This is a genomic window from Nocardia sp. CS682, assembly GCF_004634405.1.
Taxonomy (GTDB): Bacteria; Actinomycetota; Actinomycetes; order Mycobacteriales; family Mycobacteriaceae; genus Nocardia; species Nocardia ninae.
The window spans coordinates 1,983,328-2,008,885 of sequence record NZ_CP029710.1 but is presented as its reverse complement, the minus strand read 5'-3'; the positions used below and the strand labels follow the sequence as shown (position 1 = coordinate 2,008,885).

General features: G+C 67.8%; 25 protein-coding genes. 16 read left to right on the top strand and 9 right to left on the bottom strand.

Going from position 1 to position 25,558, the window contains the following annotated elements:
• Position 1: 1 nt before the first annotated feature.
• Complete coding sequence (locus tag DMB37_RS08820; RefSeq protein ID WP_135232277.1) at positions 2-520, bottom strand: CGNR zinc finger domain-containing protein; 519 nt, start codon at positions 518-520, stop codon at positions 2-4.
• 154 nt (positions 521-674) lie between these two features.
• On the opposite strand from DMB37_RS08820, the gene DMB37_RS08815 reads away from it, so the two are divergent.
• The 3 genes from DMB37_RS08815 to DMB37_RS08805 all read left to right on the top strand — a co-directional run bounded on the left by DMB37_RS08815 (position 675) and on the right by DMB37_RS08805 (position 2,574).
• Positions 675-1,136, top strand: coding sequence for a VOC family protein (locus DMB37_RS08815; protein ID WP_135232276.1), 462 nt, complete (start codon positions 675-677; stop codon positions 1,134-1,136).
• A gap of 70 nt (positions 1,137-1,206) precedes the next feature.
• Positions 1,207-2,094 (top strand): pyridoxamine 5'-phosphate oxidase family protein, encoded by an 888-nt coding sequence (locus DMB37_RS08810; protein WP_135232275.1) that lies wholly within the window; start codon positions 1,207-1,209, stop codon positions 2,092-2,094.
• Between the two features lie 30 nt (positions 2,095-2,124).
• Complete coding sequence (locus tag DMB37_RS08805) at positions 2,125-2,574, top strand: nuclear transport factor 2 family protein (protein WP_135232274.1); 450 nt, start codon at positions 2,125-2,127, stop codon at positions 2,572-2,574.
• 164 nt (positions 2,575-2,738) lie between these two features.
• Here the strand turns inward: DMB37_RS08805 and DMB37_RS08800 are convergent, their stop codons facing one another.
• Positions 2,739-4,145, bottom strand: coding sequence for an MFS transporter (locus DMB37_RS08800; RefSeq protein WP_240772308.1), 1,407 nt, complete (start codon positions 4,143-4,145; stop codon positions 2,739-2,741).
• Positions 4,146-4,243: 98 nt separating this feature from the next.
• On the opposite strand from DMB37_RS08800, the gene DMB37_RS08795 reads away from it, so the two are divergent.
• The 3 genes from DMB37_RS08795 to recX all read left to right on the top strand — a co-directional run bounded on the left by DMB37_RS08795 (position 4,244) and on the right by recX (position 7,532).
• Complete coding sequence (locus DMB37_RS08795) at positions 4,244-5,293, top strand: Lrp/AsnC family transcriptional regulator (RefSeq protein WP_135232273.1); 1,050 nt, start codon at positions 4,244-4,246, stop codon at positions 5,291-5,293.
• A 297-nt stretch (positions 5,294-5,590) separates the two neighbouring features.
• Entirely contained in the window at positions 5,591-6,634 is a 1,044-nt protein-coding gene (gene recA / locus DMB37_RS08790) for a recombinase RecA (RefSeq protein WP_107658191.1), read from the top strand.
• A gap of 343 nt (positions 6,635-6,977) precedes the next feature.
• On the top strand, positions 6,978-7,532 hold the full coding sequence (gene recX / locus DMB37_RS08785; RefSeq protein WP_135232272.1) for a recombination regulator RecX: 555 nt from the start codon (positions 6,978-6,980) through the stop codon (positions 7,530-7,532).
• Positions 7,533-7,572: 40 nt separating this feature from the next.
• Here recX and DMB37_RS08780 read toward each other — a convergent pair whose 3' ends face one another.
• Complete coding sequence (locus tag DMB37_RS08780) at positions 7,573-7,902, bottom strand: hypothetical protein (protein WP_206055216.1); 330 nt, start codon at positions 7,900-7,902, stop codon at positions 7,573-7,575.
• Positions 7,903-8,249: 347 nt separating this feature from the next.
• Between DMB37_RS08780 and DMB37_RS08775 the strand changes: the two genes are divergently transcribed.
• The 3 genes from DMB37_RS08775 to DMB37_RS08765 are packed head-to-tail and all read left to right on the top strand — an operon-like array spanning position 8,250 to position 9,805.
• Complete coding sequence (locus DMB37_RS08775) at positions 8,250-8,471, top strand: hypothetical protein (RefSeq protein ID WP_135232271.1); 222 nt, start codon at positions 8,250-8,252, stop codon at positions 8,469-8,471.
• 46 nt (positions 8,472-8,517) lie between these two features.
• Positions 8,518-8,970, top strand: coding sequence for a DUF6879 family protein (locus DMB37_RS08770; protein ID WP_206055215.1), 453 nt, complete (start codon positions 8,518-8,520; stop codon positions 8,968-8,970).
• Positions 8,951-9,805 (top strand): helix-turn-helix transcriptional regulator, encoded by an 855-nt coding sequence (locus tag DMB37_RS08765; protein ID WP_135232269.1) that lies wholly within the window; start codon positions 8,951-8,953, stop codon positions 9,803-9,805. Before DMB37_RS08770 ends, DMB37_RS08765 begins: the two co-directional genes overlap by 20 nt.
• Here DMB37_RS08765 and DMB37_RS08760 read toward each other — a convergent pair.
• The 5 genes from DMB37_RS08760 to DMB37_RS08740 form a co-directional block, all read right to left on the bottom strand.
• On the bottom strand, positions 9,800-12,055 hold the full coding sequence (locus DMB37_RS08760; RefSeq protein ID WP_135232268.1) for a M20/M25/M40 family metallo-hydrolase: 2,256 nt from the start codon (positions 12,053-12,055) through the stop codon (positions 9,800-9,802). The genes DMB37_RS08765 and DMB37_RS08760 overlap by 6 nt on opposite strands.
• Before the next feature lie 245 nt (positions 12,056-12,300).
• Complete coding sequence (locus DMB37_RS08755) at positions 12,301-13,191, bottom strand: amino acid ABC transporter permease (RefSeq protein ID WP_135232267.1); 891 nt, start codon at positions 13,189-13,191, stop codon at positions 12,301-12,303.
• Positions 13,188-13,868 carry an amino acid ABC transporter permease gene (locus DMB37_RS08750; RefSeq protein ID WP_107658185.1) on the bottom strand — a complete coding sequence of 227 codons (681 nt, stop codon included), beginning with the start codon at positions 13,866-13,868 and terminating at the stop codon, positions 13,188-13,190. Before DMB37_RS08750 ends, DMB37_RS08755 begins: the two co-directional genes overlap by 4 nt.
• A gap of 95 nt (positions 13,869-13,963) precedes the next feature.
• Complete coding sequence (locus tag DMB37_RS08745; protein WP_135232266.1) at positions 13,964-14,800, bottom strand: glutamate ABC transporter substrate-binding protein; 837 nt, start codon at positions 14,798-14,800, stop codon at positions 13,964-13,966.
• A 92-nt stretch (positions 14,801-14,892) separates the two neighbouring features.
• On the bottom strand, positions 14,893-15,621 hold the full coding sequence (locus DMB37_RS08740) for an amino acid ABC transporter ATP-binding protein (RefSeq protein WP_107660733.1): 729 nt from the start codon (positions 15,619-15,621) through the stop codon (positions 14,893-14,895).
• Positions 15,622-15,992: 371 nt separating this feature from the next.
• Between DMB37_RS08740 and miaB the strand changes: the two genes are divergently transcribed.
• On the top strand, positions 15,993-17,552 hold the full coding sequence (gene miaB, locus DMB37_RS08735) for a tRNA (N6-isopentenyl adenosine(37)-C2)-methylthiotransferase MiaB (RefSeq protein WP_135232265.1): 1,560 nt from the start codon (positions 15,993-15,995) through the stop codon (positions 17,550-17,552).
• Positions 17,553-17,992: 440 nt separating this feature from the next.
• Entirely contained in the window at positions 17,993-18,568 is a 576-nt protein-coding gene (locus DMB37_RS08730; RefSeq protein WP_240772307.1) for a hypothetical protein, read from the top strand.
• 71 nt (positions 18,569-18,639) lie between these two features.
• Here the strand turns inward: DMB37_RS08730 and DMB37_RS08725 are convergent, their stop codons facing one another.
• A complete protein-coding gene (locus tag DMB37_RS08725) occupies positions 18,640-20,001 on the bottom strand; it encodes a DUF349 domain-containing protein (protein WP_135232264.1) in 1,362 nt (453 codons plus the stop codon).
• A gap of 253 nt (positions 20,002-20,254) precedes the next feature.
• Between DMB37_RS08725 and DMB37_RS08720 the strand changes: the two genes are divergently transcribed.
• From DMB37_RS08720 to hflX, 5 genes are all read left to right on the top strand, one after another.
• The gene (locus DMB37_RS08720; protein WP_135232263.1) at positions 20,255-21,010 is read left to right on the top strand and encodes a hypothetical protein; all 756 of its coding nucleotides are present in this window, start codon (positions 20,255-20,257) and stop codon (positions 21,008-21,010) included.
• A 70-nt stretch (positions 21,011-21,080) separates the two neighbouring features.
• Positions 21,081-22,013 (top strand): tRNA (adenosine(37)-N6)-dimethylallyltransferase MiaA, encoded by a 933-nt coding sequence (gene miaA, locus DMB37_RS08715; protein WP_135232262.1) that lies wholly within the window; start codon positions 21,081-21,083, stop codon positions 22,011-22,013.
• The gene (locus DMB37_RS08710; RefSeq protein WP_135232261.1) at positions 22,010-22,846 is read left to right on the top strand and encodes an RNA methyltransferase; all 837 of its coding nucleotides are present in this window, start codon (positions 22,010-22,012) and stop codon (positions 22,844-22,846) included. Before miaA ends, DMB37_RS08710 begins: the two co-directional genes overlap by 4 nt.
• 33 nt (positions 22,847-22,879) lie before the next feature.
• Positions 22,880-23,761, top strand: coding sequence for a diaminopimelate epimerase (gene dapF / locus DMB37_RS08705; protein ID WP_135237440.1), 882 nt, complete (start codon positions 22,880-22,882; stop codon positions 23,759-23,761).
• Positions 23,762-23,987: 226 nt separating this feature from the next.
• Entirely contained in the window at positions 23,988-25,445 is a 1,458-nt protein-coding gene (hflX, locus tag DMB37_RS08700) for a GTPase HflX (RefSeq protein WP_135237439.1), read from the top strand.
• Positions 25,446-25,558 lie beyond the last annotated feature (113 nt).

Sequence of the window (25,558 nt, the reverse complement as noted above, 5' to 3'; positions counted from 1 at the left end):
CTCAACCCTTTTTCGCGTAGTGGCGGGCCGCTTTGGTGCGGTTGCCGCACGTCGCCATCGAATGCCAGCGGCGGGTGCCGTTCTTCGAGGTGTCGTAGAAGAACAGCACGCAGTCGGGGTGGGCGCACTGGCGGATGCGGTCCGGGGCTTCGGCGAGCAGGTGGAGCAGGTTGTCGGCCGCCGACCAGGCGGGTAGCCAGGTGGGGTCGGGGACGTCGATGACATCGGCGGGGCCGGTGTCGGTGAGGGTGCGCCGGATCCGGCCGTGTTCGAGCACCTCGTTCAGCGCGGTGTGGGCGGCGTTCTGCACCACGTCGTAGATGGCGGTGCGCGCTGACAAGAGCGCCTCGAGGGTCGCCTGGTCGGCGGTCGCACGATCGCTCAGTCCGGCCGAGGCCAGCCAGATGCCCAGACCTGCCACATCGGTGAGCAGGTCCTGTGGGTGTCCGTTCTCGTTCCACCGCGTGTCCAGCAGGTCTAGTGCCAGCGGTTCGCCGAGGTGGGGGCGTGGATCGTGCATGACTGAGGGTATCGAGCTCCTTCTGGTGGCCTAGACATCCCGCGCTTCTCTAACCGGTTAAAAACAGTTTACAGGTTGACGGCGGTGCTCGGCTGTGGCTATCTTCTAACCAGTTAAGCCGATATAGACGGTTTAACCGATTGAGGAGGTTTACATGACCACGGTTGCCGCACCCCAGCTCGTTACCGGGCACATCGGGCTGAACGTGTCCGATCTGGATCGTTCGGTCGAGTTCTACCGCCGCGCACTGGGTTTCGAGCAGCTCACCGCCAGCACCGACGGCGAACGGAAATGGGCGTTTCTCGGCGCGGCGGGCAAGCTCACGTTGACGCTGTGGCAGCAGAGCGCGGGCGCTTTCTCTGTCGAAACCCCGGGCCTGCACCACCTTTCGTTCCAGGTGGACACCATCGACCAAGTACGGGCGGTCGAGGCGGCGCTGCGCGAGCAGTCGGTGCCGATCGTGCACGACGGCGTCGTCGCGCACGGTGAGGGCGTGGCGTCCGGCGGCATCTTCTTCGCCGATCCCGACGGTATCCGGCTCGAGGTCTACGCGCCGACCGGTGCCGAGTCCGCGCCTGCGCCCAGCGGCGCGGCCCCGACCTGTGGATTCTTCTGAGCCGCAGCCTTGTTGAACGCTCCGGCGGCGCAGATCCGCCGGAGCAACGCCCGCGACAGGAGTAAATGTCATGGCGCCCTTCCACTCCGGCGAACTCGCCGTGCAGCAGCGCATGGGCCAGGCGGCGGTCGCCGACCGGGTCGGCCGGATGATCCGGGCCGACATCCCGGCCGTCGCCGCGTCTTTCCTGGCCGAGCAGCCCATGGTGGTGGTCGGGGCCGCCGACGGCACCGGGCGGTTGTGGGCCAGTGAACTGGCCGGTCCGCCGGGGTTCGTGCGCGCGGTCGACGCGGGCACCATCGCCGTCGACGCCCGGCCTGCGGTGGGAGACCCGTTGCGGGAGGCGCTGACTCGGTCGGCGCCCCTCGGCATGATCGCCCTGCAGCCCCAGCGACGCAGGCGGATGCGGGTCAACGGCACCGCGACCGCCGTGGGCGACGGCTTACGGATCGTCACCGACCAGGTCTATTCGAACTGCCCGAAGTACATCACCCGCAGGCAACTCGAGTCCTATCAGCCGGATGCCGAGCCGTCACTGCCGCGGCACGGCACCGAACTGGACGCACGTCAGCAGGCGACGATCGCGGCGGCCGACACCTTCTTCGTCGCCACCGCCGACACCGAGGGCAACGCCGACGCTTCGCACCGCGGCGGCAATCCCGGGTTCCTCGAGGTGCTTTCGCCGACCCACCTGCGCTGGCCCGACTACCGCGGCAACTCGATGTTCATGACGCTCGGGAACATCCAGGTGAACCCGCGCTGCGGCATCCTCATCCCGGGCTGGGCCACCGGCGGCACCTTGCAACTCACCGGCACCGCCGAGTTGACCTGGGCGCCGGCGACTTTCGCCGCCGGTGCGCAGTGCTCGATCGACTTCACCATCACCGAAGTCATCGAACGCTCCGGCGGGGGTCCGTTGCGCTGGGGCCCGCCCGAGCTTTCCCCCGTCAACCCCTGACACAACCCCGTTCACAGAGAGGAGACGTTCGTGCGACCTCCAGTGCCGCCGTTCGATCTGGAATCCGCCAAGGTCAAGGTGCTCGCCGCCGAAAATGCCTGGAACACCCGCGATCCCGAGCGAGTCGCCGCCGCCTACACCGCGGACTCGGTGTGGCGGAACCGCGACGAGTTCTTCACCGGTCGCCCCGCGATCGTCGAATTCCTCACCCGCAAATGGGCTTCGGAAAACGGCTACGCACTGCGCAAAGACCTCTGGGCGTTCGAAGACAACCGCATCGCGGTGCGCTTCCAATACGAATGGCACGACGAAGCAGGCCAATGGTGGCGCAGCTACGGCAACGAACAGTGGGAGTTCGCCCCCGACGGCTTGATGTCCCGCCGCGAAGCCAGCATCAACGACGTCCGCATCGCGGAATCGGACCGCCGCATTTTCGGCCTACGAGACCCGGGGGACGAGTCGGTCTTGCCGCAGCAGTAACCCACCGCCAACCAAGCCCCTTCTTGCCCGAAGCGCCTGCGACGCAATCACAGCCGGATGATCACTTGTGGCCGGCCGGTTCCGGTGGGGCTGATCGGGATCCGCACCCCGGTCTGGCCGTCCACTGCTGTGCAGGCCGGAGAGGGGTGCGGATCAAGGAGGGGTTAGGCGGCGACTTTGTGTTCGGTCGTGATGGATTCGGTGGCGGGGCGCTGGCGGTGGAACAGGGCGAAGGCGAGTAGTCCGAACACGACGCCTACGGCTGCGGCGACGGTGAAGGCTGCGTCCAGACCGGATACGAAGTGCGGCAGGGTTATCGGTTGGTCCGGGCCGGAGGCTGTGCGGAAGACTGTGCCCAGCACTGCGACTCCGAGTGCGAGACCGAGTTGCCGGGCGGTGTTCACGGCGCCGGCCGCGGTGCCTGCCTGTTGCGGGGGTACCGCGGCCATGCCCACCGATACGAGTGCGGGCGCGTTGATGCCGATGCCCGCGCCGAGCACTACGAACCCGGGAACCAGTGCTGCCCAAGACGATCCGGCATCGATCACGGTGAGCAGTCCGGTGCCGATTCCGACGACCACGAGACCCGCGCCGATCGTCCACTTCGGGGCGACGTCGTGCATGAACCGCCCGAACACCGCGGCGACCAGGAATGCGGTCGCGGCCATCGGCAGCAATGCCAGGCCCGCGTGCAGCGGCGACATCCGCAACTGCTGCTGGAGCCAGAGCGAGACCAGGGGAGTGCTGGCGAACGCCGCGAACGTTTGCCCGCTCGCTCCGAGTAGCGTCGCGCCGAAGTCGCGATTGCGCAGCAGTGACAGCGGGAACATCGGTGCGGCACTGCGTGACTCGACTACGCCGAACACTGCGATCGCGACCACGCCGAGTAGCAGTGTGGTCACCGCGCGACCGTCCGACCAGCCGTGCTCACCGCCGCGAATAACCCCGTAGGTGAGTGCGGTCGCCGCGGTGGCGAAGGACAGCATGCCCACGACGTCCACCCTGCGGTCCGCTCGACGTACCGATGGCGGAAACACGATGGCGGTCAACGCGATTGCCAGCACGGCGATCGGCAGATTGACGAGGAAGATCCACCGCCACGACAGGGCCTCGGTGAGCACACCGCCGAGCACCACCCCGATGCCTGCCGCCGCACCGGTCACCGCACCCCAGACGCCGAACGCGATGCCGCGTTCCCGGCCGAAGTAGGTCGAGTGCAGCAGCGACAGTGTGGTGGCGAACATGGCCGCACCGCCGATGCCCTGAAGTACCCGTGCGGCAATGAGATTCGAGGAGGTGTCGGCGATTCCGCAGCCGAGCGAGGCGAGGGCGAACAGGACGAGCCCGGCGAGGTAGGCGCGTTTCGCGCCGATCCGGTCGGCGAGCGAACCGAGGACGAGCAGCAGTGCGGCCAAAGCCAGTGCGTAGCCGTCCACCACCCATTGCAGGCTGGACAGCCCGGCGTGCAGATCGGCCGCGATGTCGGGCAGCGCGACATTCACGATGGTGACGTCGATGAGCAGCATCAGCGTGCCGAGGCACGCGGCGAACAGGGGGAGCCATTTCTTCACAGGGGCCTCCGTGGCGGATTCGAACGATATCGACGCCAAGAGTGCGGCAATCGAACGCATCCCCCTAGCCGGATGAGGTCCTGCGTTAGATTCCTCCTATGCAGCACGATGGGACTACGGAATCCTCCGCACTGGACGTTCTCGATCGGCAGATCCTGCACGCGCTGGTGCACGACGCCCGGATCCCCTTCGCCAAGCTCGGCGCCGTCCTCGACGTCTCCGAGCAGACCGTGGCGCGGCGCTACCGCGCGTTGCGCGAGCGCGGCATCATGCACGTATCCGGTCAGGTGAACGCCGTCCCGCTGGGCCACGCGCGCTGGGTGCTGCGGATCAGATCGACACCCGACAAGGCGCTGCGGCTGGCCGAATCGTTGGCCAGATTCCCGGATTTGAGCTGGGTCACGCTGCTGTCCACCGGCTCCGAGGTGACCTGCGTGAGCAGGCCACGCTCCGTCGAGCGACGCGACGCACTGCTGCTGCACACGCTGCCGCGAGCGAGTCAGGTGCGCGACGTGACCGCGCACGAGGTGATGCACCGGTTCCCGGCCGACGAGGAATGGCCGCGCGACAGCCACCTCTTCACCGACCGGCAACTGCGCGAGTTGGGCGTGCAGCGCGCCGGCTGCGCGGTGGGCCTGCGCCGTGCGGACGCGGAGCGCACCGGCCCGGACACCCCGCCGGATCTGACCCCCGAGGACGAGGCGATGCTCGCGCTGCTCGGCCGCGACGGCCGCGCGCCGTACGCGCAGATCGCGGCCGAAACCGGTTGGACCGCACCAAGAGTCGCGCGCCGCATGAGCGAGCTCGCCCAATCCGGCGTGCTGTATTTCGACCTCGACTTCGCCGTCGAGCGGATGGGCTACACCGCGCGGGCGACCCTGTGGCTGCGGGTCCGCCCGGCCGATCTCGACGCGGTGGGCCGCGCGATGGCGACCCACCCGGAGGTCGTGTTCGTCGCGGCGACCACCGGCCCGACCAACATGATGGCGTCGGTGATCTGCCGCGACACGCCCCACCTCTACCGCTACATCACCGAACGCCTCGGCGCGCTGGACGGCATCAACGACCTCGAGGTAACCCCAGCTCTCCGCGTGCTCAAGCAAGCCCAGACCTTGCTCACCAGCGACCGGGTGTCCCTGGTGCGTTGACCCAGGTCGCGCCCTGATTTCGCCACCACGCGGGTAGCTCGCCGAGGACCAGCTAACCTGGCTCGGCAACTCACCGCCGACTGCGAACGGCACCGCGACGCCACGTCGACCCGGCATGAATACTCGCTAGCGGCGGCGCGGCGAAGCGGAACAGAAGTCCGATCGCGTGTTCCCGGGCGCGTCGCTTGACTCGAACACTTGTTCGTCTAATCTTGGCGCCAGAACCTGTCGGTGCCGCCCTCTAATGTTGGCGCCAACCACAGAACGAGACTTACCCGTCGAAAAGGGGATCAGGACATGGCACCACAGGCGTACGACCGCGACAAGGCTCTCGAACTCGCGCTTGCCCAGGTCGAGAAGAACTTCGGTAAGGGCGCGGTCATGCGTCTCGGTGACGAGGTACGTCAGCCCCTCGCGGTGATCCCGACCGGGTCCATCGCGCTGGATGTCGCGCTCGGCATCGGCGGCTTGCCGCGTGGCCGCATCGTCGAGGTCTACGGCCCGGAATCCTCGGGTAAGACCACCGTCGCGCTGCACGCGGTGGCCAATGCGCAGGCCGCGGGCGGCGTCGCCGCGTTCATCGACGCCGAGCACGCGCTCGACCCGGATTACGCCAAGAAGCTGGGTGTCGACACCGACGCGCTGCTCGTCTCGCAGCCCGACACCGGTGAGCAGGCGCTGGAGATCGCGGACATGCTGGTGCGTTCCGGCGCCATCGACATCATCGTCATCGACTCGGTGGCCGCGCTGGTGCCGCGCGCCGAGATCGAGGGCGAGATGGGCGACAGTCACGTCGGTCTGCAGGCCCGGCTGATGAGCCAGGCGCTGCGCAAGATGACCGGTGCGCTGAGCAACTCCAACACCACCGCCATCTTCATCAACCAGTTGCGCGAGAAGATCGGCGTGATGTTCGGTTCGCCCGAGACCACCACGGGCGGTAAGGCGTTGAAGTTCTACGCCTCGGTCCGCCTCGACGTGCGCCGCATCGAGACGCTCAAGGACGGCACCGACGCGGTCGGCAACCGTACCCGGGTGAAGGTCGTGAAGAACAAGGTCAGCCCGCCGTTCAAGCAGGCCGAGTTCGACATTCTCTACGGCCACGGGATCTCCAAGGAGGGCTCGCTCATCGACATGGGTGTCGAGCACGGCTTCGTGCGCAAGTCCGGCTCCTGGTACACCTACGAGGGCGATCAGCTCGGCCAGGGCAAGGAGAACGCCCGCAAGTTCCTGCTGGAGAACACCGACATTCGCGACGAGATCGAGAAGAAGATCAAGGAGAAGCTCGGCATCGGCGCCGACGTGACCGCGGACGCGGGCACCGAGGTCCCCGCCGATTTCTGATCCGATGAACGGTCGACGCACGCCCCCACCGCGCCGGACCGCGCCCGATGAGTCGCGGTCCGAGCCGGTGCAGGAGATGCGGCGCCGACTTCACGAACTCCTGTCCGCCTCCGGTGCCGCCACCGATCCTGTTGGATCTCGGCCCGGCGAACAGGACCCCGGACGAGTCCGGTCGGCCGAAGGTGGTTCGGCCGAATCGGACACTATGGGAACTCGGCCGAGCGCGTCCGATCCGCAGCGGGCGCGTTCGGCTGGGTCCGGCCGCGGACGGCGAAAATCGTCCCGGCGCACAGACTCCCACTCGGCTGATTCCGAACATGCCGATGGCCGATGGGCGGATCCGGTGGCGGCCGGATCCGAGCGGGGTACCCGCTCTTCGGAGCTGGACCCGCCAGGCGGGACGGTCGAGCAGGCGAAAGAGGCGTGTCTTCGCCTGCTCGCCGTCCGCGCCCGCAGCCGTGCCGAACTCGCGCAGCGCCTGGCGACCAAGGGCTACGCAGAGGAAATCACCGACCGCGCCCTCGACCGGCTCACCGAGGTCGGCCTCATCGACGACGCCGCCTTCGCCGAACAGTGGGTGCATGCCCGGCACACCTTCTCCGGCAAGGGCAAACAAGCACTAGCGCTGGAACTCCGGCGCAAAGGCGTGGCCCAGGAGGACGCCGCCCCCGCCCTGGACGCCATCAGCTCCGACGACGAAGAATCCCGCGCCCGCGAACTCGTCCGCCGCAAACTCCGCAGCATCCCCGCCGCCCTCGATCGCGAGAAAACAATCCGCCGCCTGGTCGGCATGCTCGCCCGCCGCGGTTACAACCAATCCACCGCCTTCACCGTCGTCAAAGCCGAACTGGCCCAGGCAGCGTTCGACACCGACGACATGGACACCGACCAGGACTAGTCGCGGAGTCGACCGGAAGGTGGCGTGGCTCTTGCAGACCTCATTCCGGACGCTCCAAACCGTCTTGTCGCGGCAGTTGATGCCCCTTGCCGTCGCTAACCCCCCTTGCCGCAATGCCATCGGCTTCGGGTGCCAGCCAGCTGTTCGACGGCAGCACCCAGCGGGCGTAGGTGTTCTCCGGGTTCACCGTGATCACGTCGCACACCCGCACGACCAGGTCCAACTCGTCGGCCAGGTGTTGCAGGGTCGGCATTACCACGGCGTCCGCGCCGACCCGTTCGATCGTGTCGAGCAACTGCGATACCGGGTTGCCGGTCTGCGGGCCGAACACCACGATCTTGGCCAGCTCGTACCCGAGTCTCTTTGCCACGCTGCGAATCTGCGTCTCGTCCCAGACCTGCGAAACTCCCGACACATCGCGGCGCAGATAGCCGATCGCGGTAGGCCGTCCCCACATCCCCAGTTGCCCTCTCGTCGATGCTGATCATGCGTGCAACATCCGAGGTTAGAAGTGGCCGGTGCCACAGGGATAGCATGTTGCGAAAAGTTGCGGGCTTATCGATCGGTGCTGGTGGCAGAACCGAACTTCCGGTCGGATTTCCCTGCACCACATGCGTATTCGCCTGCTGACCAGCCCTTGACCGCCGGTCCTACATGGCGGGACAATCGACGGGCTCGGGGCAACAGTTCGCAACATCCCATGACAAGGGGTCAACGATGCGTCTGACTTTTATCGGCGAAGATCCGGGCTCGAATCCGAACGGTTCGCCCACGGTGTATCGCACCGACCGAGATTCGTGGATTGTGCAGGGATGGGTAGTCACCGACCCCGAGGCTCTTGCCCACATGAACATCCCGCAGGGTGAAACCTGTGTGGAGATCCCCGACAGAATGATTCAGTTCTTCAGGAAGGGAGACCGTGGCATCGATAGCCTATGAAGAGTTCGAGCGGCTACTAGGCGAGTTCGTTGTTGAATCAGTGCATTTGGAGACACGGGATACCTATCGAACGGCGGTCGAGCTACCGCACCTCGCCCAGTGGACAGCCGGGGAACTCGATGATCTGGCCTGGCTACAAGGCTGGTGCGCTACGGTCCGCGACCATGTGGCCGCAGGCCGCTCGGTCCGCCGGGCCAGAATCGTGTCGGAACCGCTGAGCGAGTACCAGCGCTGGTCCAACAGCATCGCAGGCCCGATGGTCGAGGCCGGTGAGGATATCCGCTGGGTGCCTCGGCGACTGATGTCCTCGGTGGCCATCCCGGGCAACGACTTCTACCTCCTCGACAACCGACTCGTGATCTTCCTCCACTACGCGGGCAGCGGCGTGGCCACCGACCAGGTCACTTCCCGCGATCCGCACGATATTCAGCTCTGCCGCAACGCCTTCGAGGCCGTGTGGCGGCTGTCCATACCGCACCGTGACTACCGGCCCAGCTAATTCCGCGCAGGAGGCCCGGCGGGCGCTCGGCAATCGGCTGCGGGATATCCGCAAAGCCGCGGGGATCACCATCCGGCAGCTTGGCGCGGAGACCGGCCAGCACTTCACCCGGGTGTCCAAGATAGAGAACGGCGTTCAGTTCCCGACCGATCGGGACATCCGGGCCTGGTGCCGAGTGTGCGCCGCCGTCGATCAGGAGCTCGACTTGGTCGCGACGCTGCGCGCGGTCGACTCGGCCTATCTCGAATTCCGGCGGCAGAGCCGGGCGGGCATGAAGCGGGTGCTCGGTGCCCACACACCCGAGCGCTACCAGGCGACGAAGGTGTTCCGGATCTACGAGCACAACGTCATCCCCGGCCTGTTCCAAACCGCGGAGTACACCGCCGCCATGTTGTCGTTCTGGATCCGCTTTCTCGACACCCCCAACGACCTCGACGAAGCGGTGGCCGTACGCATGGAACGTCAGCGCGTCCTGCACCGTGGCGGAAAGCGATTCGTGGCCGTGCTCGAGGAGCAGGCGCTGCGCACCTGGTTCGGCACGGCGGAGGTGCAAGCGGGGCAACTGGGCCGGCTGCTGGAGCTGATGTCGATGCCCAACATCTCGCTCGGCATCATCCCGCTGATGACCGAACGGGAAGCCGTCGCTTCCACCGGCTTCTGGATCTTCGACGACGCCATGGTCGCGCTCGAGACACCGACCGCGGGCATTCAGGTCACCCAGCCCGCCGAGTGCGCCATGTATGCCCGCATGTTCGAGGTCCTCAAAGGTGCGGCCGTGTATGGCCGCGACGCGCGCGGCCTCATCTTGCAGGTGCTCAGCGAGTTGGACTCATAGGCCGGGGACGGTGGTGAAGACGGCGCCCGCGCTGTCCTGCCGGAAGTAGATGTCCTTCGGGGGATTTCGGTAGGACTGCAGGCGGGAGTCGGGAAGCCACGTGTAGTCGACCAGTTGGAGTGGGAAGGGACCGGCGGGAACGACCAGATGCACGTCGATTCCGTCGGGTCCGGGTGCGTGGAACAGGAAGCCCGTTTTGGGTAGCGGAGTCACGTCCCGGCCTGCGACCCGCATCGAGATGGGCGGGGTGTCGTAGCGCAGGGCGATGCTGGTGGCACCGCGGGTGGAGCGCAGGCGCAGGTGGACCGCGCGCTGCCCCGATTCGGTGGTGTCGGAGACGATTTCAGCGGTCGGCGGGGAGAGTGGCTCGGCCGGGGCCGGGCCACTCGCGACGGCGGTGGGCCAGAGCTCGGCGAACCGCTCAGCGGGTGCGGTGGTGTCGACGAGGTCGCGGGTCCAGCGATCGGGGGATTCGCGGGAGAGCCACAGCGCCTCGTTCCGGTCGGCGTCGAGCGCGTAGATGAGCTGGGACGACATCGGATGGTTGGCATCGAAACGGTCCACCGCCAATCCCGCCGCCGTGAGGGCGAGGGTGAGCACGACTGCGGTCGATGGGATAGCCCAGCCGTATCGGGCGGGCCACGCCTGCGTGAGGGTCAGCATGAGCAGACCGCCGAGCAGCACCACCGCGGGTGCGACCAGGAACGGGGCTGTGGTGATGCCGGTTTGCAGCACGGGCCACGTTGCGCTGCCGAGGAATATCGCCGCGGGCACGAGGAAGACGGTCAGGACCGGCAACCGCCACCGCTGCGGCACCGCGAACGTAGCCGCCACTCCCACCGCCGCGGCGAAGGTCGGCACGACCAGTACGTGCGCGGTCGCGGGAGCGAGGAGCGCGAGCGCTAGGCCGAGTATGGCCAGGCAGCACAGCAGCCCGGCCGCGGCGGCCATGGCACCGAACAGTCGCCGTGCGATCACGAACCAGGCGGCGAGCACCGCGACGGACAGCACGAGAATCGCCACGTAATAGAACTCGGGTCGATACGGGTCGACGAACAGCGGCCGGTACTCGGGTCGGATAACCTTCACCACTTCCCACAGCCCGTACACCGCGCCGGTCGCGAGCGGTGCCGCGACGAGAACCGTTGCGGCGGCACCGACTATCCGCCGCAGGCTCGTCTCCCCGGCGCGCCGGAGTTGCCTGCTGAGCCAGGCCACGGCGAGGACGGTGACCACGGCGAGCGCGATGATCACCCAGAACGGCAGGACCACCAGCACCCCGAACGGCAACTGGAAGAACGCGCGATCGGTGTCGTCGGTGACGGTGAGGTCCTTGTCGCCGAATTCCCGGGCCAGCGCGAGGCTGTTGTTGCCCATCTGTTGCACCGTCGCCAGATTCACGTGGGCCGGATCGTCGAGGGGGCTGTGGTAGTAGGCGCTGTGACCGGCGAAGGCCCAGTCCAGTACCCGCAATCCGCCCGGCTCGAAGGCGGCGAAGTCGGTGTTGCTCGAGGTCTGCGCACCGGCCAGCGTGGTGGACAGCGAGTCGGTGTTCGGATACGGCGCGACCCGCTCGACGGCGCGGATCAGCGCGCCGTCGGGATGGGTGGTCCGCCACAACAACACCGGGCCGCCGGCACCGCGCGCCTCGTGGTTGATCACCACACCGGTGTCGCGGCCGTCCTTGCCCGCGGTGACGAACGCTTCCGCGCCGAGCAGGCCGGTCTCCTCGGCGTCGGTCAGCAGCACGACCACGTCGTTGCGCAATGCGGCGCCGCTCGCACGCAACGCGCGAACATCCTCCAGCACCGCGGCCACCCCGACGCCGTCGTCGTTCGCGCCGGGCCCGGAGGCCACGGAATCGTAGTGCGCGGTCAGGAAAACAGTTCCGGTCGAATTCGTGCCGGGCAGCCTGGCCACGATATTGGCGATCCGCCCCATCCCGAGCACGTCGCGCTGGAACGCGGTCGGATACTTACCGATCCCCTCGTGGATCTCGGTCTCCAGCCCGAGATTCCGCAACTCCGCCACGAGATGGTCGCGCACCCGAGCGTGCTCGGCCGTGCCGATCGGATGCGGCTGTCGCGCGATCTCCTCGACCACCCGAAACGCGCGCTCAGCACTGAACACATCCGCGGGCGCGGACTCCGGCCGATGTCCGCGCGGCTGCTGCTCCCACGCCGTCATCACCACCACCGCCAGCAGGACAGCACACGCCAGAAGACCGGAGATCCGTCGCCCTACTCGCACGAACGCGATCGTAGTCGGCCTATCCGACTGGTTGGTTGCGCCGGAGATCAATACCGCTGCGCTGAACCGCGCGTTGGCGATCGCAACGCCGATGCGGCCCGGCCTGCGCGTGCGGACGCTGCCGGACCGTGCGGCGCTCTGCACACGCACCACTCGCCGTAACCCGGAACGCGAACGGCGGTGCACCGGAGCGGATTACCGCATCCAGCGCACCGCCGTATCGCGTTGCGTTCGAAGTCGAACGGTTACTTCTTGGTCAGATCCATCCCGGGCGCGGCATCGGTGATGATCGAGTCGGCCGTGAGGACCGCCTTGCCCTTCTTGCGGGAGCGCAACTTCTTCTCCAGCTTGGTCGCGAAGATGGTCAACGCGCTGTTCAGGATGATCATGACGATGGCGATCACGATGAGCGAGGGCACCGTGTTCTGTTCCGCCGCACCGAGTTGCTGGCCGGAGCGCACGATCTCGGTGTAGGTGATCTGGTAGCCGAGCGCCGAGTCCTTCAGCGCGACAACCATTTGCGAGACCAGCGCGGGCAGCATGGCGGTAATCGCCTGCGGCAGCAGGATCAACCGCATCAGCTGGTTCTTGCGCATGCCGAGCGCGACCGCCGCCTCGGTCTGGCCCTTGGGCAGCGAGAGGATGCCCGCGCGGACGATCTCGGCGATGACCGAGCCGTTGTACACGGTCAGTGCGATCACCACGGCGGCCAGCGCCAGATCATCGACCTTGAACACCTTGTTCTGGGAGAACAGGGCGAACAGGAAGATCATCAGGATCAGCACGGGGATGGCCCGCGAGACCTCGACCACCGCGCCGGCCACCCAGCGCACCACCCGGTGCTCGGACAGCCGCAGGATGCCGAAGATCATGCCGATCAGCAGAGCGAACACGATCGACAGCAGCGCGGCGACGACCGTGCCCTTCAGGCCGGGGAGCAGGTAGGTCTCCCAGACCTCGAGGTCGACGAACGGCTTCCACTTCTCCGCCGTGAACTGTCCCTTGTCGGCGAAGCCGCTGTAGAGCACCCAGAGGAAGGCCGCGACGGCGACGACCACGACAACCGAGTAGATGTGGTGCCGGATACGCCCCTTGGGGCCGGGCGCATCGAAGAGAACCGAAGGCGCAGTGGTCATCGGGCCACCTCGAATCGTTTGGCGAGCCAGCCGAAGAGCAGCCCGGTCGGCAGGGTCAGGATGACGAAGCCGAGCGCGAAGATGGCACCCACGGCAACCACCGCTGCCTCGTTCTCGTTGATGTTCGCCATGAGGGTGGCGGCTTCGACCACGCCGATGGCGGAGGCGATGGTGGTGTTCTTGGTCAGTGCGATCAGCACGCTGCCCATCGGGGCGATGACCGCCCGGAAGGCCTGGGGCAGCACGATCAATCGCAGGTTCTGGGCAAAGGTCAGGCCGAGGGAACGGCCCGCCTCCGACTGCCCCATCGCCACGGTATTGATGCCGGAGCGCAGCGATTCGCAGACGAAAGCGCCGGTGTAGATGCTGAATCCGAGAATGGCGTAGCGGAAGTTGTTGTCCGCCACGGAATTCGGTCCCTCACCCGCGAGGTTCCAGCCCATCGTGGTGTACAGGCCGAGCGACATGAAGATGATGATCAGCGTGAGCGGAGTGTTACGGAAAATGGTGACGTAGGCGGTGCCGACCGCGCGGGCGATCGGTACTGGGGACACGCGCAGCGCGGCGACGAAAGTGCCCAGGATCAGCGCACCGACCGCGGACAGAACGGTCAGTTTGATGGTCACCCAGAAGGCGTCGAGGATTTGATCGTCATACCTCGAGATCAGGTCGAACACGGCGAACGTGTCCCTCCCATCGGGTCTCGATTGTCAGGGGATGTGCGGCGGGTGGCCCAACCGGCGCGGTCAGGCCACCCGTGCGAGGGAAGAACTCAGTACCGGTTGACCTTCGGCGGCTCCGGCGCCTGGTACCCGGAGATGCCGACGGTCGAGTCGAACGCCTTCTTCCAGGAACCGTCGGCGATGATCGCCTCGATCGCGTCGTTCACCTTGTCGCGGAGCTCCTTGTCGCCCTTCTTCAGGCCGATGCCGTAGTTCTCCGTGGTGAACGGCTTGCCGACGACCTTGAACGCACCGGTGCTCTGGGCGGCGTAACCGGCCAGGATGATGTCATCGGTGGTCACCGCGTCCCACGAACCGGCGCGCAGGCCCTCGAGGCACAGCGAGTAGGTGTCGTTGGTCTGCAGCTGGGTGTCCTTGAAGTTCTTCTCGATGTTCTGCGCGGGCGTGGAGCCCTTCACCGAGCAGACCTTCTTGCCCTTGAGGCTGTCCGGGCCGGTGATGTCGGTGTTGTCGGCGCGCACCAGCAGCGACTGGCCCGCTATGTAGTACGGGCCGCCGAAGTCGACCTTCTGCTTGCGCGCGTCGTTGATCGAGTAGGTGGCCACGATGTAGTCGACCTGCCCGTTCTCGATCAGCGTCTCGCGCTGGCCGGACGGGGATTCCTTCCAGGTGATGCCGTCGGCCTTCACGCCGAGCTTCTCCGCGACCAGCTTGCCGATCTCGACATCGAAGCCGCTGTAGGAGCCGTCCTTGTTGCGCAGGCCCAGGCCCGGCTGGTCGAACTTGATGCCGATGGTGAGCTTGCCGTCCTTGGCGTTATCCAGGGCGGACTTGGTCTCACCGCCGCCACACGCGGTGGCGGTCGCGGCGGCGAGTGTCAGTGCGATCGCACCGACACCGAGTCGCAGGGCACGGTTGATCCTCATCGAGTTTCCTTCTCTCATGGGTTTGCTGGCCGTGGACGTTTGGACTAGGCCGTCCATCGGTTCGGCACGGGCCAGCGGTCGATCTCTACGTTTCAGTGGGTCAGAATCTTGCCGAGGAAGTCCTTGGCACGGTCGGACTTCGGCGCGGTGAAGAACACCTCGGGTTCGGCGTCCTCGACCACCTGGCCGTCGGCCATGAACAGGACTCGGTTGCCCGCGCGACGGGCGAAGCCCATCTCGTGGGTGACGACCAGCATGGTCATCCCGTCCTTGGCCAGCGAGACCATCACGTCGAGCACCTCCTGGACCATTTCGGGGTCCAGCGCGGAGGTCGGCTCGTCGAACAGCATTACCTTCGGGTTCATCGCCAGGGCGCGGGCGATGGCGACGCGCTGCTGCTGTCCACCGGACAGCTGGGCCGGGTACTTGTCGGCCTGGTTGGCGATGCCGACCCGGTCGAGCAGTTCCATGGCGTGCTTGCGTGCGGCTTCTTTCTTGATCTTGCGAACCTTGATCGGCGCGAGCATCACGTTCTCGACGATCGTCTTGTGCGCGAACAGGTTGAACGATTGGAACACCATGCCGACGTCGGCGCGTAGCGCGGCGAGGCCGCGGCCTTCGGCAGGGAGTGGGACACCGTCGATGGCGATGTCACCGGAGTCGATGGGTTCGAGGCGGTTGATGGTGCGGCACAGCGTCGACTTCCCGGAACCCGAAGGCCCGAGAACAATGACTACCTGTCCTTTGGGGACTTCCAGGTCGATATCGCGCAGTACGTGCAGTTCACCGAAGTGCTTTTGCACGTTGCGCATCGAGATCATCGGCACGCTGGCGGCGCTGGCGTCCCCGGTTGAAGCGTTCCCGGTCGTATCGGGCGCGGCGGCGTCGTCGGTCATGATCCAAGACCTTAAAGGCAAAATCCGGATTTGCCCGAGTTTCGGCGACACACCGTTCCGCCACGCCGGGGCGACACGCCGTGTTAACCCGGGTGCCCGGTTCGTCCGAGTAGGCGTCGACGGGTCCGGCGGAGGGTCGGCCGGAGGCGTAGCGTGCCTGATCAGACGGTGTTAGCGCCGTTAGGCCCCGAGTGACCGTGCCAGCAAAAAACGTGCCGTTAAAAAATGTGCCGATGCCCCCGAAATTTGGGTCGCCCGAACGTCGTCCGATTCGGGCCTGCCCGTACCCTGGACGCGTGGATTCGATCGGACAGGCAGTGTTGGCACCCGCCCAACCGCCCGCAGAGGGCCTGCGCAGCTATGAGGTCCGCACCTTCGGCTGCCAGATGAACGTGCACGACTCCGAGCGCTTGTCCGGGCTGCTGGAGGACGCGGGGTACGTGAAGGCCGCGCCGGGGGCGACGGCCGACCTCGTCGTGCTCAACACCTGCGCGGTGCGCGAGAACGCCGACAACAAGCTCTACGGCACCCTCGGCCACCTGGCCTCGATCAAGGCCGATCAGCCCGGCATGCAGATCGCCGTCGGCGGCTGCCTTGCGCAGAAGGACCGCGGCACCGTCGTGCGCAAAGCGCCGTGGGTGGACGTGGTGTTCGGCACGCACAACATCGGCTCGCTGCCGGTGCTGCTGGAGCGGGCCAGGCACAACGCCGAGGCGCAGGTGGAGATCCTGGAATCGCTGGAGGCGTTCCCGTCGAGCCTGCCCGCCAAGCGCGAGTCCGCGTACTCGGGCTGGGTGTCGATCTCGGTGGGGTGCAACAACACCTGCACCTTCTGCATCGTGCCCGCGCTGCGCGGCAAGGAGGTCGACCGCCGCCCCGGTGACGTGCTCGCCGAGGTGCAGGCGCTGGTCGACCAGGGGGTGCTCGAGGTGACGCTGCTCGGGCAGAACGTGAACGCCTACGGCGCCTCGTTCGCCGACCCGGACGAGGCACGCGACCGCGGCGCGTTTGCCAAGCTGTTGCGCGCGTGCGGCACCATCGACGGATTGGAGCGGGTGCGCTTCACCTCGCCGCATCCGGCCGAGTTCACCGACGACGTCATCGAGGCGATGGCCGAGACCCCGAACATCTGCCCGCAGCTGCACATGCCGCTGCAGTCCGGCTCGGACAAGGTGCTCAAGGCGATGCGCCGCTCCTACCGCAAGGCGCGCTACCTGGGCATCATCGAGAAGGTGCGGGCGGCGATGCCGCACGCGGCGATCACCACCGACATCATCGTCGGGTTCCCGGGGGAGACCGAGGAGGATTTCCAGGAGACCCTGGACGTGGTCCGGCAGGCCCGCTTCACCAGCGCGTACACCTTCCAGTACTCCAAGCGGCCTGGCACCCCCGCCGCCGACATGCCCGATCAGCTGCCGAAAGCCGTTGTGCAGGAACGCTATGAGCGGCTCATCGCGTTGCAGGAGGAAGTCTCGCTCGACGCGAACCGAGCGCTCATCGGCGCCGAGGTCGAACTGCTCGTGGCCGACGGTGCGGGCAAGAAGAACGCCGCCACCGCGCGGATGAGCGGCCGCGCCCGCGACGGCAGGCTGGTGCATTTCCGGCCCGGCGGCACGCCCGAGTCGATCCGGCCCGGCGATATCGTGACCGTGGACATCACCGAGGCGGCGCCGCATCACCTGATCGCCGACTCGCCGATCAAGTCGCACCGGCGCACCGCGGCCGGTGATGCGCACGAACGCGGCGTCACGCCGAAGACCGAACCCATCGGTGTCGGCCTCGGATTGCCTCGCATCGGCGCCCCCGCGCCGGAACCGGTTGCGGCCGTAGGCTGTTCGACCGGTTGCGGGTCGTAGAACGCGACGTATGTGGCGGCGCGGGCGTCGAAACCGAGCGTCGGTGCGGCGGATCGGTGGGCAAGCAGGCCACTTGGCGCGCATGCTGAAAGACCACGGCGTCGTGGTGGCGGCATGAACCGGTCGACCACCGACCCAGTCGGATTGCTTGGTGATAGCCACGCCGGACACGACGCGCACAACAGCGAGCGAGCCAGGCACCGTCGCGCACCGGGCGAGGCGGAACCGAATGTCAGCGAAGGGGCGGCGTGAGCGAGAAGCCGAGCAGCAACAGCGACGGATCGGGCGAGAATTTCACGCCGGACCCGGCCGCGCAGCCGAAGAACACGAAACCTACTACCGACGGTAGTGGGTCGGCTGCGGCGAGCGAACCCGATGCTGGCACAGTGGACGCGGGCAGTGCAGCGAACCACGAACAAGCCGAACGAAACGAGGGTTCAGTGAACTCGGTCGAGAGCAGCAACTTCGAGCAGTTCCGCGACGAACTGGACGCGGTGGAACGTCGCATCGCCGGGGAGATCGACCCCGGTGTGCGCGCCATGGTGGTCGCGGGCGCGGTGTTCGTGCTGCTGCTCTCGCTGGTGCTGCCGCACGCAGGCGGCGCACGCGGCTTCGACGTGCTGCTCGGCACCGACGCCGCCCAGCTGGAGCACATCGGGCTGCCGTCGCGGATCTTCGTCTGGTTCCTCGTGGTCTTCGGCATCGGCTTCTCGATGCTGGCGCTGATGACCCGCCGCTGGTTCCTCGCCTGGATCGCCGTCGCGGGCACCGCCATCACCAGCGTGTTCGGCGTGTTCTCCATCTGGCACCGGCAGACGCCCGGCATCGGGAACTACCACGGCGCGGGCCCGGCCATCGGCCTGATCCTCGGCACCATCGCCGCGATCGTGCTGACGTTCCACTGGATTCGCGTGGTCTGGAGTCGTACCGCGGTGCAGCTGGCCGCCGAAGAGCAGCGCCGCAATGCCTCGGCTGCGGCCGAGGAACGCGACCGCCGCCGCCTCACCGGGGAGTAACCGAATTCGGACAACGACAAGGGTGGGCTGTCAGCGCAATGCCGACGGCCCACCCTTTGCCGTAGGTCGAACTAGAGGTTGGTGACCGCGCCCTCCGCGGCTTCGGCCCATTCACGCCACTGCTTGGCCTGTTCGAGGGCCTTCTCCGCGTCGCGTGCCTTGCCCGCGGCCTGGGCCTTGGCGGCCTGCTCCTCGAATTGCGCTACCCGCTCCCGGAATTGGGCCGCGCGGGCCATCGCCTCCGGGTCGGTGCGGCGCCACTGCGCGTCGACCGCGTCGCGGACCCGCTTCTCGATGGCGCGCAGCTTGCCTTCCAGTTCCTGGATGCGTTCGCGCGGCACCTTGCCGATGGCGTCCCACTTGTCCTGCAGCTCGCGCAGTGCGGCGCGGGCGGCTTCCAAGCCGTTGGCCGGGTCGATGTGCTCGTAGGCCTGCAGCAGTTCTTCCTTGGCGGCCGCGTTCTGGTCGAACTCGGCGTCGCGTTCGGTGACGGCGGCGTTGCGGGCGGCGAAGAACACGTCCTGCGCGCTCTTGAAGCGCCGCCACAGTGCCTCGTCGGCCTCGCGCGGGGCCCGGCCCGCGGCCTTCCACTCGGCGAGCAGGTCACGGAAGATGCCTGCGGTGCCGACCCAGTCGGTCGAGCCGGACAGCTCCTCGGCGCGCACGCACAGTTCTTCCTTGCGGGTCTTCGCGGACGCGCGTTCCCGGTCGAGCTCGGCGAAGTGCGCACCGCGCCTGCGGTTGAACGCCTCGCGGGCCTTGGAGTATCGCTTCCACAGCGCGTCGTCGACCTTGCGGTCCACACCGCGGATCGACTTCCACTCGTCGAGGATCTCGCGCAGCCGGTCGCCCGCGGCCTTCCACTGGGTGGATTCGGCGGCGATCTTCTCGGCCTCGGCGCACAGCGCTTCCTTGCGCTCGGTGTGCTCGTGGCGCGCCCGGTCCTTCTCCTCTTTGGCGTGCGCGGCCGCCTCTTCGGAGTGTTCGGCGATCGCCGCGAGCCGCTTGGCCAGCCCGTCGATATCGCCGATCACGGCGGCGGTGGGCAGCGATTCGGCGAGGGCGACGGCGGCGGCCTTGGTCTTGCGGGCATCCGCGCCCGCGGCCAGGCGCGCCTCCAGCAGCGCGACCTCGGTGGCCAGGTCGTCGAAGCGGCGGCCGAAGTGGGCCAGCCCCTCCGCGGCGTCACCGGCCTGCCAGGAGCCGACCTGGCGTTCGCCCTCGGCGGTCTTCACCCAGGCGGTGCCGTCCTCGTCGACCCGGCCCCAGGCGCTGGGGTCGGAGACGGTGGGCACCACGGGATGCGGGTGCTGGGTCTGGCCCGGCGTCGCGTGCGGCTTGGGAGGTTGGATCGAGCCGCCGGGTTTCGGGGCACCGGAAGAGCGCGGCATCGCGCCGGGGCTGGCTTTCGCGGTTCCGTTGCTGTCGGTCATTGCTCCTCGTCCCTGCCGCGCGTCACGGCTGCCTGGTTACGCCCTAGCTCATCCCATTGAACCCGGTCCGAGCTCTTGTGACCATCGACCCATGCCCTCACTCGGCGGAATCACGGGGATTGCAACCCCTGATGACCTGGGTTGTAGCTCCTCGAACAGTAGCAATCTCGGCCAGCTTTGCGGCAGAGACACTCGAAGCTGGGCGGTACCCGCGGTGCGTATCGGTGTCCCGCACAACGGTTACGGTTAGCCCGTGTTCCCGATTGCCGCCCTGGTCCCGTCGCCGCCGATCTTGGTGCCCGAGCTCTGCGGCGGTGTGACAGGCGCGGTTCCCGGTCATCCGGGCGATCCGCGGGCGGTGCTGCGGGCTGCCGTGCTCGACGCCGCGACCGCGCTCGCGCGGGTGTCAGACCGCTGGACAGTAATCGGTACCGGTGCCGCCGACCAGGTGTTCGGTCCGGAAACGGCCGGTACGTTTCGCGGCTTCGGGGCGGATGTCCCCGTCACCCTTTCCGCGACCGCTACGGCGCAACCGGATGCTCAGCTTCCGTTGCCGGTGTTGATCGCTGGGTGGTTGCGGGAGCAGGTGTCGCCCGCGGTCAGTGCGGAGGTGCGGATCGTGGCGGCTGATACCCCGGAGCACCGCTGCGTCGAACTCGGCGCGAAGTTGCGGGCGGAACTGAATGGTTCGGCCGGGCAGCACGGCGTGCTCGTGGTGGCCGACGGTGCCGCGACGTTGTCGCTGAAAGCGCCCGGCTACCTCGACGAGCGGGCCGCCGGCGTGCAGGACGATCTCGATCGCGCATTGGCCGCGGGGGACCGGGCTGCGTTGCGCTCGCTGGATCCGGCGCTGTGCGCGGAACTGGTGATGTCCGGGCGGGCCGCCTACCAGGTGCTGGCCGGGTTGTTCGACACTGATCCCATGGTCGAGACGCTGTACAGCGACGCGCCGTTCGGGGTCGGATACCACGTGAGTCTGTGGCGACCCGCCGCGACGGTGTCCGCATGAGCGCGATCAAGGGGCAGCGCACCGTGGGGAGCGGCGGAGCCGAGCTGCCACGCGTCGCCGGGGTGCTGTCGTGACCGATACCGGCATCACCCCGATCGCCGTGGTCGGCCCCACCGCCACCGGCAAATCGAACCTCGGCCTCGACCTCGCCGAACGGCTCGGCGGCGAGATCGTCAACATCGACGCGATGCAGCTCTACCGCGGCATGGACGTCGGCACCGCGAAACTCACCCTCGCCGAACGGCGCGACATCCCGCATCATCAGCTCGATGTGCTCGACGTGACCGAAACCGCGACCGTCGCCGCCTATCAAGCCGCGGCGAGCGCGGACGTGGCCGCGATCATGGCGCGCGGTCGCGTCCCGGTCATCGTCGGCGGGTCGATGATGTATGTGCAAGCGCTGCTGGACAAGTGGGAGTTCCCGGCCACCGACCCGGCCGTGCGGGCCCGCTGGGAGGCGGTGCTCGCCGAGGGCGGTGTCGCCGCCGTGCACGCGGCGTTGCGGCAGGCCGATCCGGCCGCGGCGGCCACCATTCTGCCCACCGACGGCCGCCGGATGGTGCGCGCACTCGAGGTCGTCGAGCTGACCGGTCAGCCGTTCGCCGCCTCCGCACCCGAGATCGGCAGGCCGCGCTGGGGCACGGTGATCATCGGTGTCGACCGGGAGACCGCCGAGCTGGACGAGCGGATCGAACGCCGCACCGAGTTGATGTTCGCCGCCGGGCTGGTCGACGAAGTGCGTGCCCTGATCGACCAGGGCCTGCGCGAGGGCGTCACCGCCCGGCGCGCCATCGGTTACGCACAAGTCCTGGCGTATCTCGACAGCGAATACGACATGAAGCACGCGCAAGAACGCACCCTGATCGGCACCCGGCGCTACGTTCGACGGCAGCGCTCGTGGTTCCGGCGGGACCCACGGGTGCGCTGGGTGGACGGTGCCGCCCCCGATCTGGTGGCGACCGCGCTCGCCCTGCTCGACGAGAAAGAACGGACTCCGCAGTGACCCGACGTGTGAGCACCCGCAATGCCTCGGTCCAGGTGTGGCAGGCCTACCTGAACAACCGGACCAAACGCCACCGCGACGGGCGCTTCCTGGTACAGGGCGTGCGCCCGATCACCCAGGCCGTCGCCAACGACTGGCCGCTGGAGACGCTGCTCTACCGCCTCGGCACCCCTGATCTGTCCAGCTGGGCCAGGGAGTTACTGGACACCAGCGACGTTCCGCAGGTCGGGCTGGTGCCGGAGTTGATGGCTGAGCTCGGCGAAAAGGTCGGCGGCATACCGGAATTGGTGGCCGTCGCGGTGTCGCGTCAGCAGGAGCTGGACACCTTCGAACCGGGGGAGCCCGGCGAGGATGCTCCCGTGGTCGTGGTGTTCGATCGGCCGAACTCGCCGGGCAACCTCGGCACGCTGATCCGGTCGGCCGACGCGTTCGGTGCCAGCGGGGTGATCGTCACCGGCCACGGCGCCGACCAGTACGACCCGCAGGCCGTGCGCGCGTCCACCGGCTCGCTGTTCGCGTTGCCGGTGCTGCGGGCGGCCGGCGCCGCGCAGGTGCTCGAATTCCGGGACAGGCAGGTGCGCCGCGGCATCCCGACTCGGATCGTCGGCACCGACGAGCACGGCCCGCGCGCGGCCTACGACTACGACTTCACCGAGGCCACCATCCTCGTCGTCGGCAACGAGACCACCGGGATGAGCGCCGCCTGGCAGGACGCCTGCGACGACATGGTGCACATTCCGATGGGCGGCACCGCCAGCTCGCTCGGTGCGCCCTCGGCGGCGGCCGTGGCACTGTACGAAATTTCCCGGCAGCGCCGGACGTTTGCCAAATGACGACAAGGTAGGGAGAACACGCACGTGTCGGATATCGAGTTCACCAAGGGGCACGGCACCCAGAATGATTTCGTGCTGCTGCCGGACCTCGAGGTTCGCCTGGAGCTGACCGCCGAGCGGGTCAGCGCGCTGTGCGACCGTCAGCGCGGTCTGGGCGCCGATGGTGTGCTGCGGGTGGCGCGAGCCGGTGCGTTGCATGCGGCAGGAGTGCTCGACGAACTGCCCGAGGGGGTGGGCGATGCGGATTGGTTCATGGACTACCGCAATGCCGATGGTTCGATTGCCGAGATGTGCGGGAACGGTGTGCGGGTGTTCGCGCACTATCTGGTGGCTTCTGGGCTGGCGGACAGCAAGGAATTCGTTGTCGTCAGCCGCGCGGGTGGGCGGCCGGTCGTGGTGCATTCCGCCACCGCGGTGGATGGTGAGGTCACCGTGGACATGGGGCCCGTTCGGGAACTCGGTGCATCCACTGCGACCGTCGCGGGCTGGGCGTACCCCGGGGTCGGCATCGATGTCGGGAATCCGCACCTGGCCTGTGTCGATCCCGAGCTGTCCGCGGAGGGGCTGGCCAAACTCGATCTCACGGTGCCGCCCGGTTATGACCCGGATCTTTTTCCGCACGGTGTCAACGTGGAGATTTTGACCGCACTGGACGCCGAGCGTTCGGTCGACATGCGGGTGTATGAGCGTGGGGTCGGCGAAACCCGTTCCTGCGGAACCGGAACCGTCGCCGCTGCCGCGGCGGCGCTGGTTCGCGAGGGATTCCGGATCGCTTCCGATACGGGGGAGGTGCGCGTTCGGGTCCCCGGGGGAGAGGTCACGGTCGGGTTCGCGGGCGGTAGCGCTCGGCTGCGCGGTCCGTCGGTGCTGGTTGCGTCGGGGACGATCTCCGAGGGTTGGTGGCAGCAGCTCTGAACCGGTCAGCTCGGTCCAACACGCTGTGCCGAATATCCGAATGCGCCATGTCGGTGCATCGTGGGATCATGGATCTTGTATGACGAAATCCAAAGTTTATGAATTCACTCCGGCCGACGACTTCACCGAGACGGCCGATGACGACATCCAGCTCGACGGTGCCGCAACCGACGCATCGGCCGACGAGGCCGAGACCGGCGATGTGGTCGCCGAGCACGCCGCGCGGATGAAGCGGTCCGGCGGCTGGACCGCCGCCGACCCCACCGTCGGCGAGATGCAGCTCGACGAGCGTAGTTCGCTGCGCCGAGTCGCCGGGTTGTCCACCGAACTCACCGACATCACCGAGGTCGAGTACCGGCAGCTGCGCCTGGAACGGGTCGTGCTGGTCGGCGTGTGGACCGCGGGCAGCGCGGCGCAGGCCGACGCGAGCATGACCGAACTGGCCGCGCTCGCCGAGACCGCCGGTTCCGAGGTGCTCGAAGGACTGATCCAGCGCAGGGACAAGCCGGACCCGGCCACCTACATCGGCTCCGGCAAGGCCGAAGAGCTGCGTGCCGTGGTGCTGGAAACCGGCGCCGACACCGTGATCTGTGACGGTGAACTGACGCCGGCGCAGCTGACCGCGCTGGAGAAGGTCGTCAAGGTCAAGGTGATCGACCGGACGGCGCTGATCCTGGACATTTTCGCCCAGCACGCCACCTCCCGCGAGGGCAAGGCGCAGGTCGCGCTCGCCCAGATGGAATACATGCTGCCGCGACTGCGCGGCTGGGGTGAGTCCATGTCCCGGCAGGCCGGTGGCCGGGCCGGCGGCAACGGCGGCGGTGTGGGTCTGCGTGGTCCCGGTGAGACGAAGATCGAGACCGATCGTCGGCGCATCCGTGAGCGGATGGCCAAGCTGCGCCGCGAGATCCGGGAGATGAAGACCGCGCGCGACACCATGCGGGCCCGCCGTAATTCCAGCGGCATCCCGTCGGTGGCGATCGTCGGCTACACCAACGCGGGCAAGTCCAGCCTGATGAACGCGCTGACCGGCGCCGGGCTGCTGGTGCAGGACGCGCTGTTCGCCACCCTGGACCCGACCACCCGCCGCGCCGATCTCGACGACGGCCGCGAGGTCGTGTTCACCGACACCGTCGGTTTCGTCCGGCACCTGCCGACCCAGCTGGTCGAGGCGTTCCGGTCGACGCTGGAGGAGGTGACCGGCGCCGACCTGCTGCTGCACGTCGTCGACGGTTCCGACGCGCTGCCCGCCGAACAGATCAAAGCGGTCCGCGAGGTGATCACCGACGTGATCAAGGAACAAGGCACCCCCGCCCCGCCGGAACTGCTGGTGGTCAACAAGATCGACGCACTGGACCCGATGGCGCTCACCCGCCTGCGCGGCCAGCTGCCCGACGCCGCCTTCGTCTCCGCGCACACCGGCCTCGGCATCGACACCCTCCGTGACCGCCTGGCCGAAGTGCTCGGCGGCCTCGACGTCGAAGTCAGCGTCCTCGTCCCCTACAGCCGTGGCGACCTCCTCGCCCGTATCCACGCCGACGGCCGCATCCTCGACTCCACCCACGAGGAGGGTGGCACCCGAGTCCACGCCCGTGTCCCCCACTCCCTCGCGGCCGCCCTGTCCGAGTTCGCCCACGCCGGTGGCGCGGTCGACCCGGAAACCAACGGGCACGTCGGGGAGTAGTCCAACGGGTCTGGACGGCGCAGCCGCCAGCAGGCAGCAGCCATGGGTGGCGGAGTCCGTTGCTCCACCTATGGCGCTGTGAGTGTCGGCCCGACGACTGGCATGCGCACACA

What these genes read in the sequence shown, in the direction of transcription:
- DMB37_RS08810 (WP_135232275.1), top strand. Translation starts at nt 1,207, where the DNA reads ATGGCGCCCTTCCACTCCGGCGAACTCGCCGTGCAGCAGCGCATGGGC.
- DMB37_RS08740 (WP_107660733.1), bottom strand. Translation starts at nt 15,621, where the DNA reads ATGATCTCGATGCGCAACGTGCAAAAGCACTTCGGTGAACTGCACGTA.
- DMB37_RS08725 (WP_135232264.1), bottom strand. Translation starts at nt 20,001, where the DNA reads ATGACCGACAGCAACGGAACCGCGAAAGCCAGCCCCGGCGCGATGCCG.
- recA (WP_107658191.1), top strand. Translation starts at nt 5,591, where the DNA reads ATGGCACCACAGGCGTACGACCGCGACAAGGCTCTCGAACTCGCGCTT.
- DMB37_RS08755 (WP_135232267.1), bottom strand. Translation starts at nt 13,191, where the DNA reads ATGACCACTGCGCCTTCGGTTCTCTTCGATGCGCCCGGCCCCAAGGGG.
- DMB37_RS08815 (WP_135232276.1), top strand. Translation starts at nt 675, where the DNA reads ATGACCACGGTTGCCGCACCCCAGCTCGTTACCGGGCACATCGGGCTG.
- hflX (WP_135237439.1), top strand. Translation starts at nt 23,988, where the DNA reads ATGAAGCGGTCCGGCGGCTGGACCGCCGCCGACCCCACCGTCGGCGAG.
- DMB37_RS08795 (WP_135232273.1), top strand. Translation starts at nt 4,244, where the DNA reads ATGCAGCACGATGGGACTACGGAATCCTCCGCACTGGACGTTCTCGAT.
- DMB37_RS08745 (WP_135232266.1), bottom strand. Translation starts at nt 14,800, where the DNA reads ATGAGGATCAACCGTGCCCTGCGACTCGGTGTCGGTGCGATCGCACTG.
- DMB37_RS08775 (WP_135232271.1), top strand. Translation starts at nt 8,250, where the DNA reads ATGCGTCTGACTTTTATCGGCGAAGATCCGGGCTCGAATCCGAACGGT.
- DMB37_RS08820 (WP_135232277.1), bottom strand. Translation starts at nt 520, where the DNA reads ATGCACGATCCACGCCCCCACCTCGGCGAACCGCTGGCACTAGACCTG.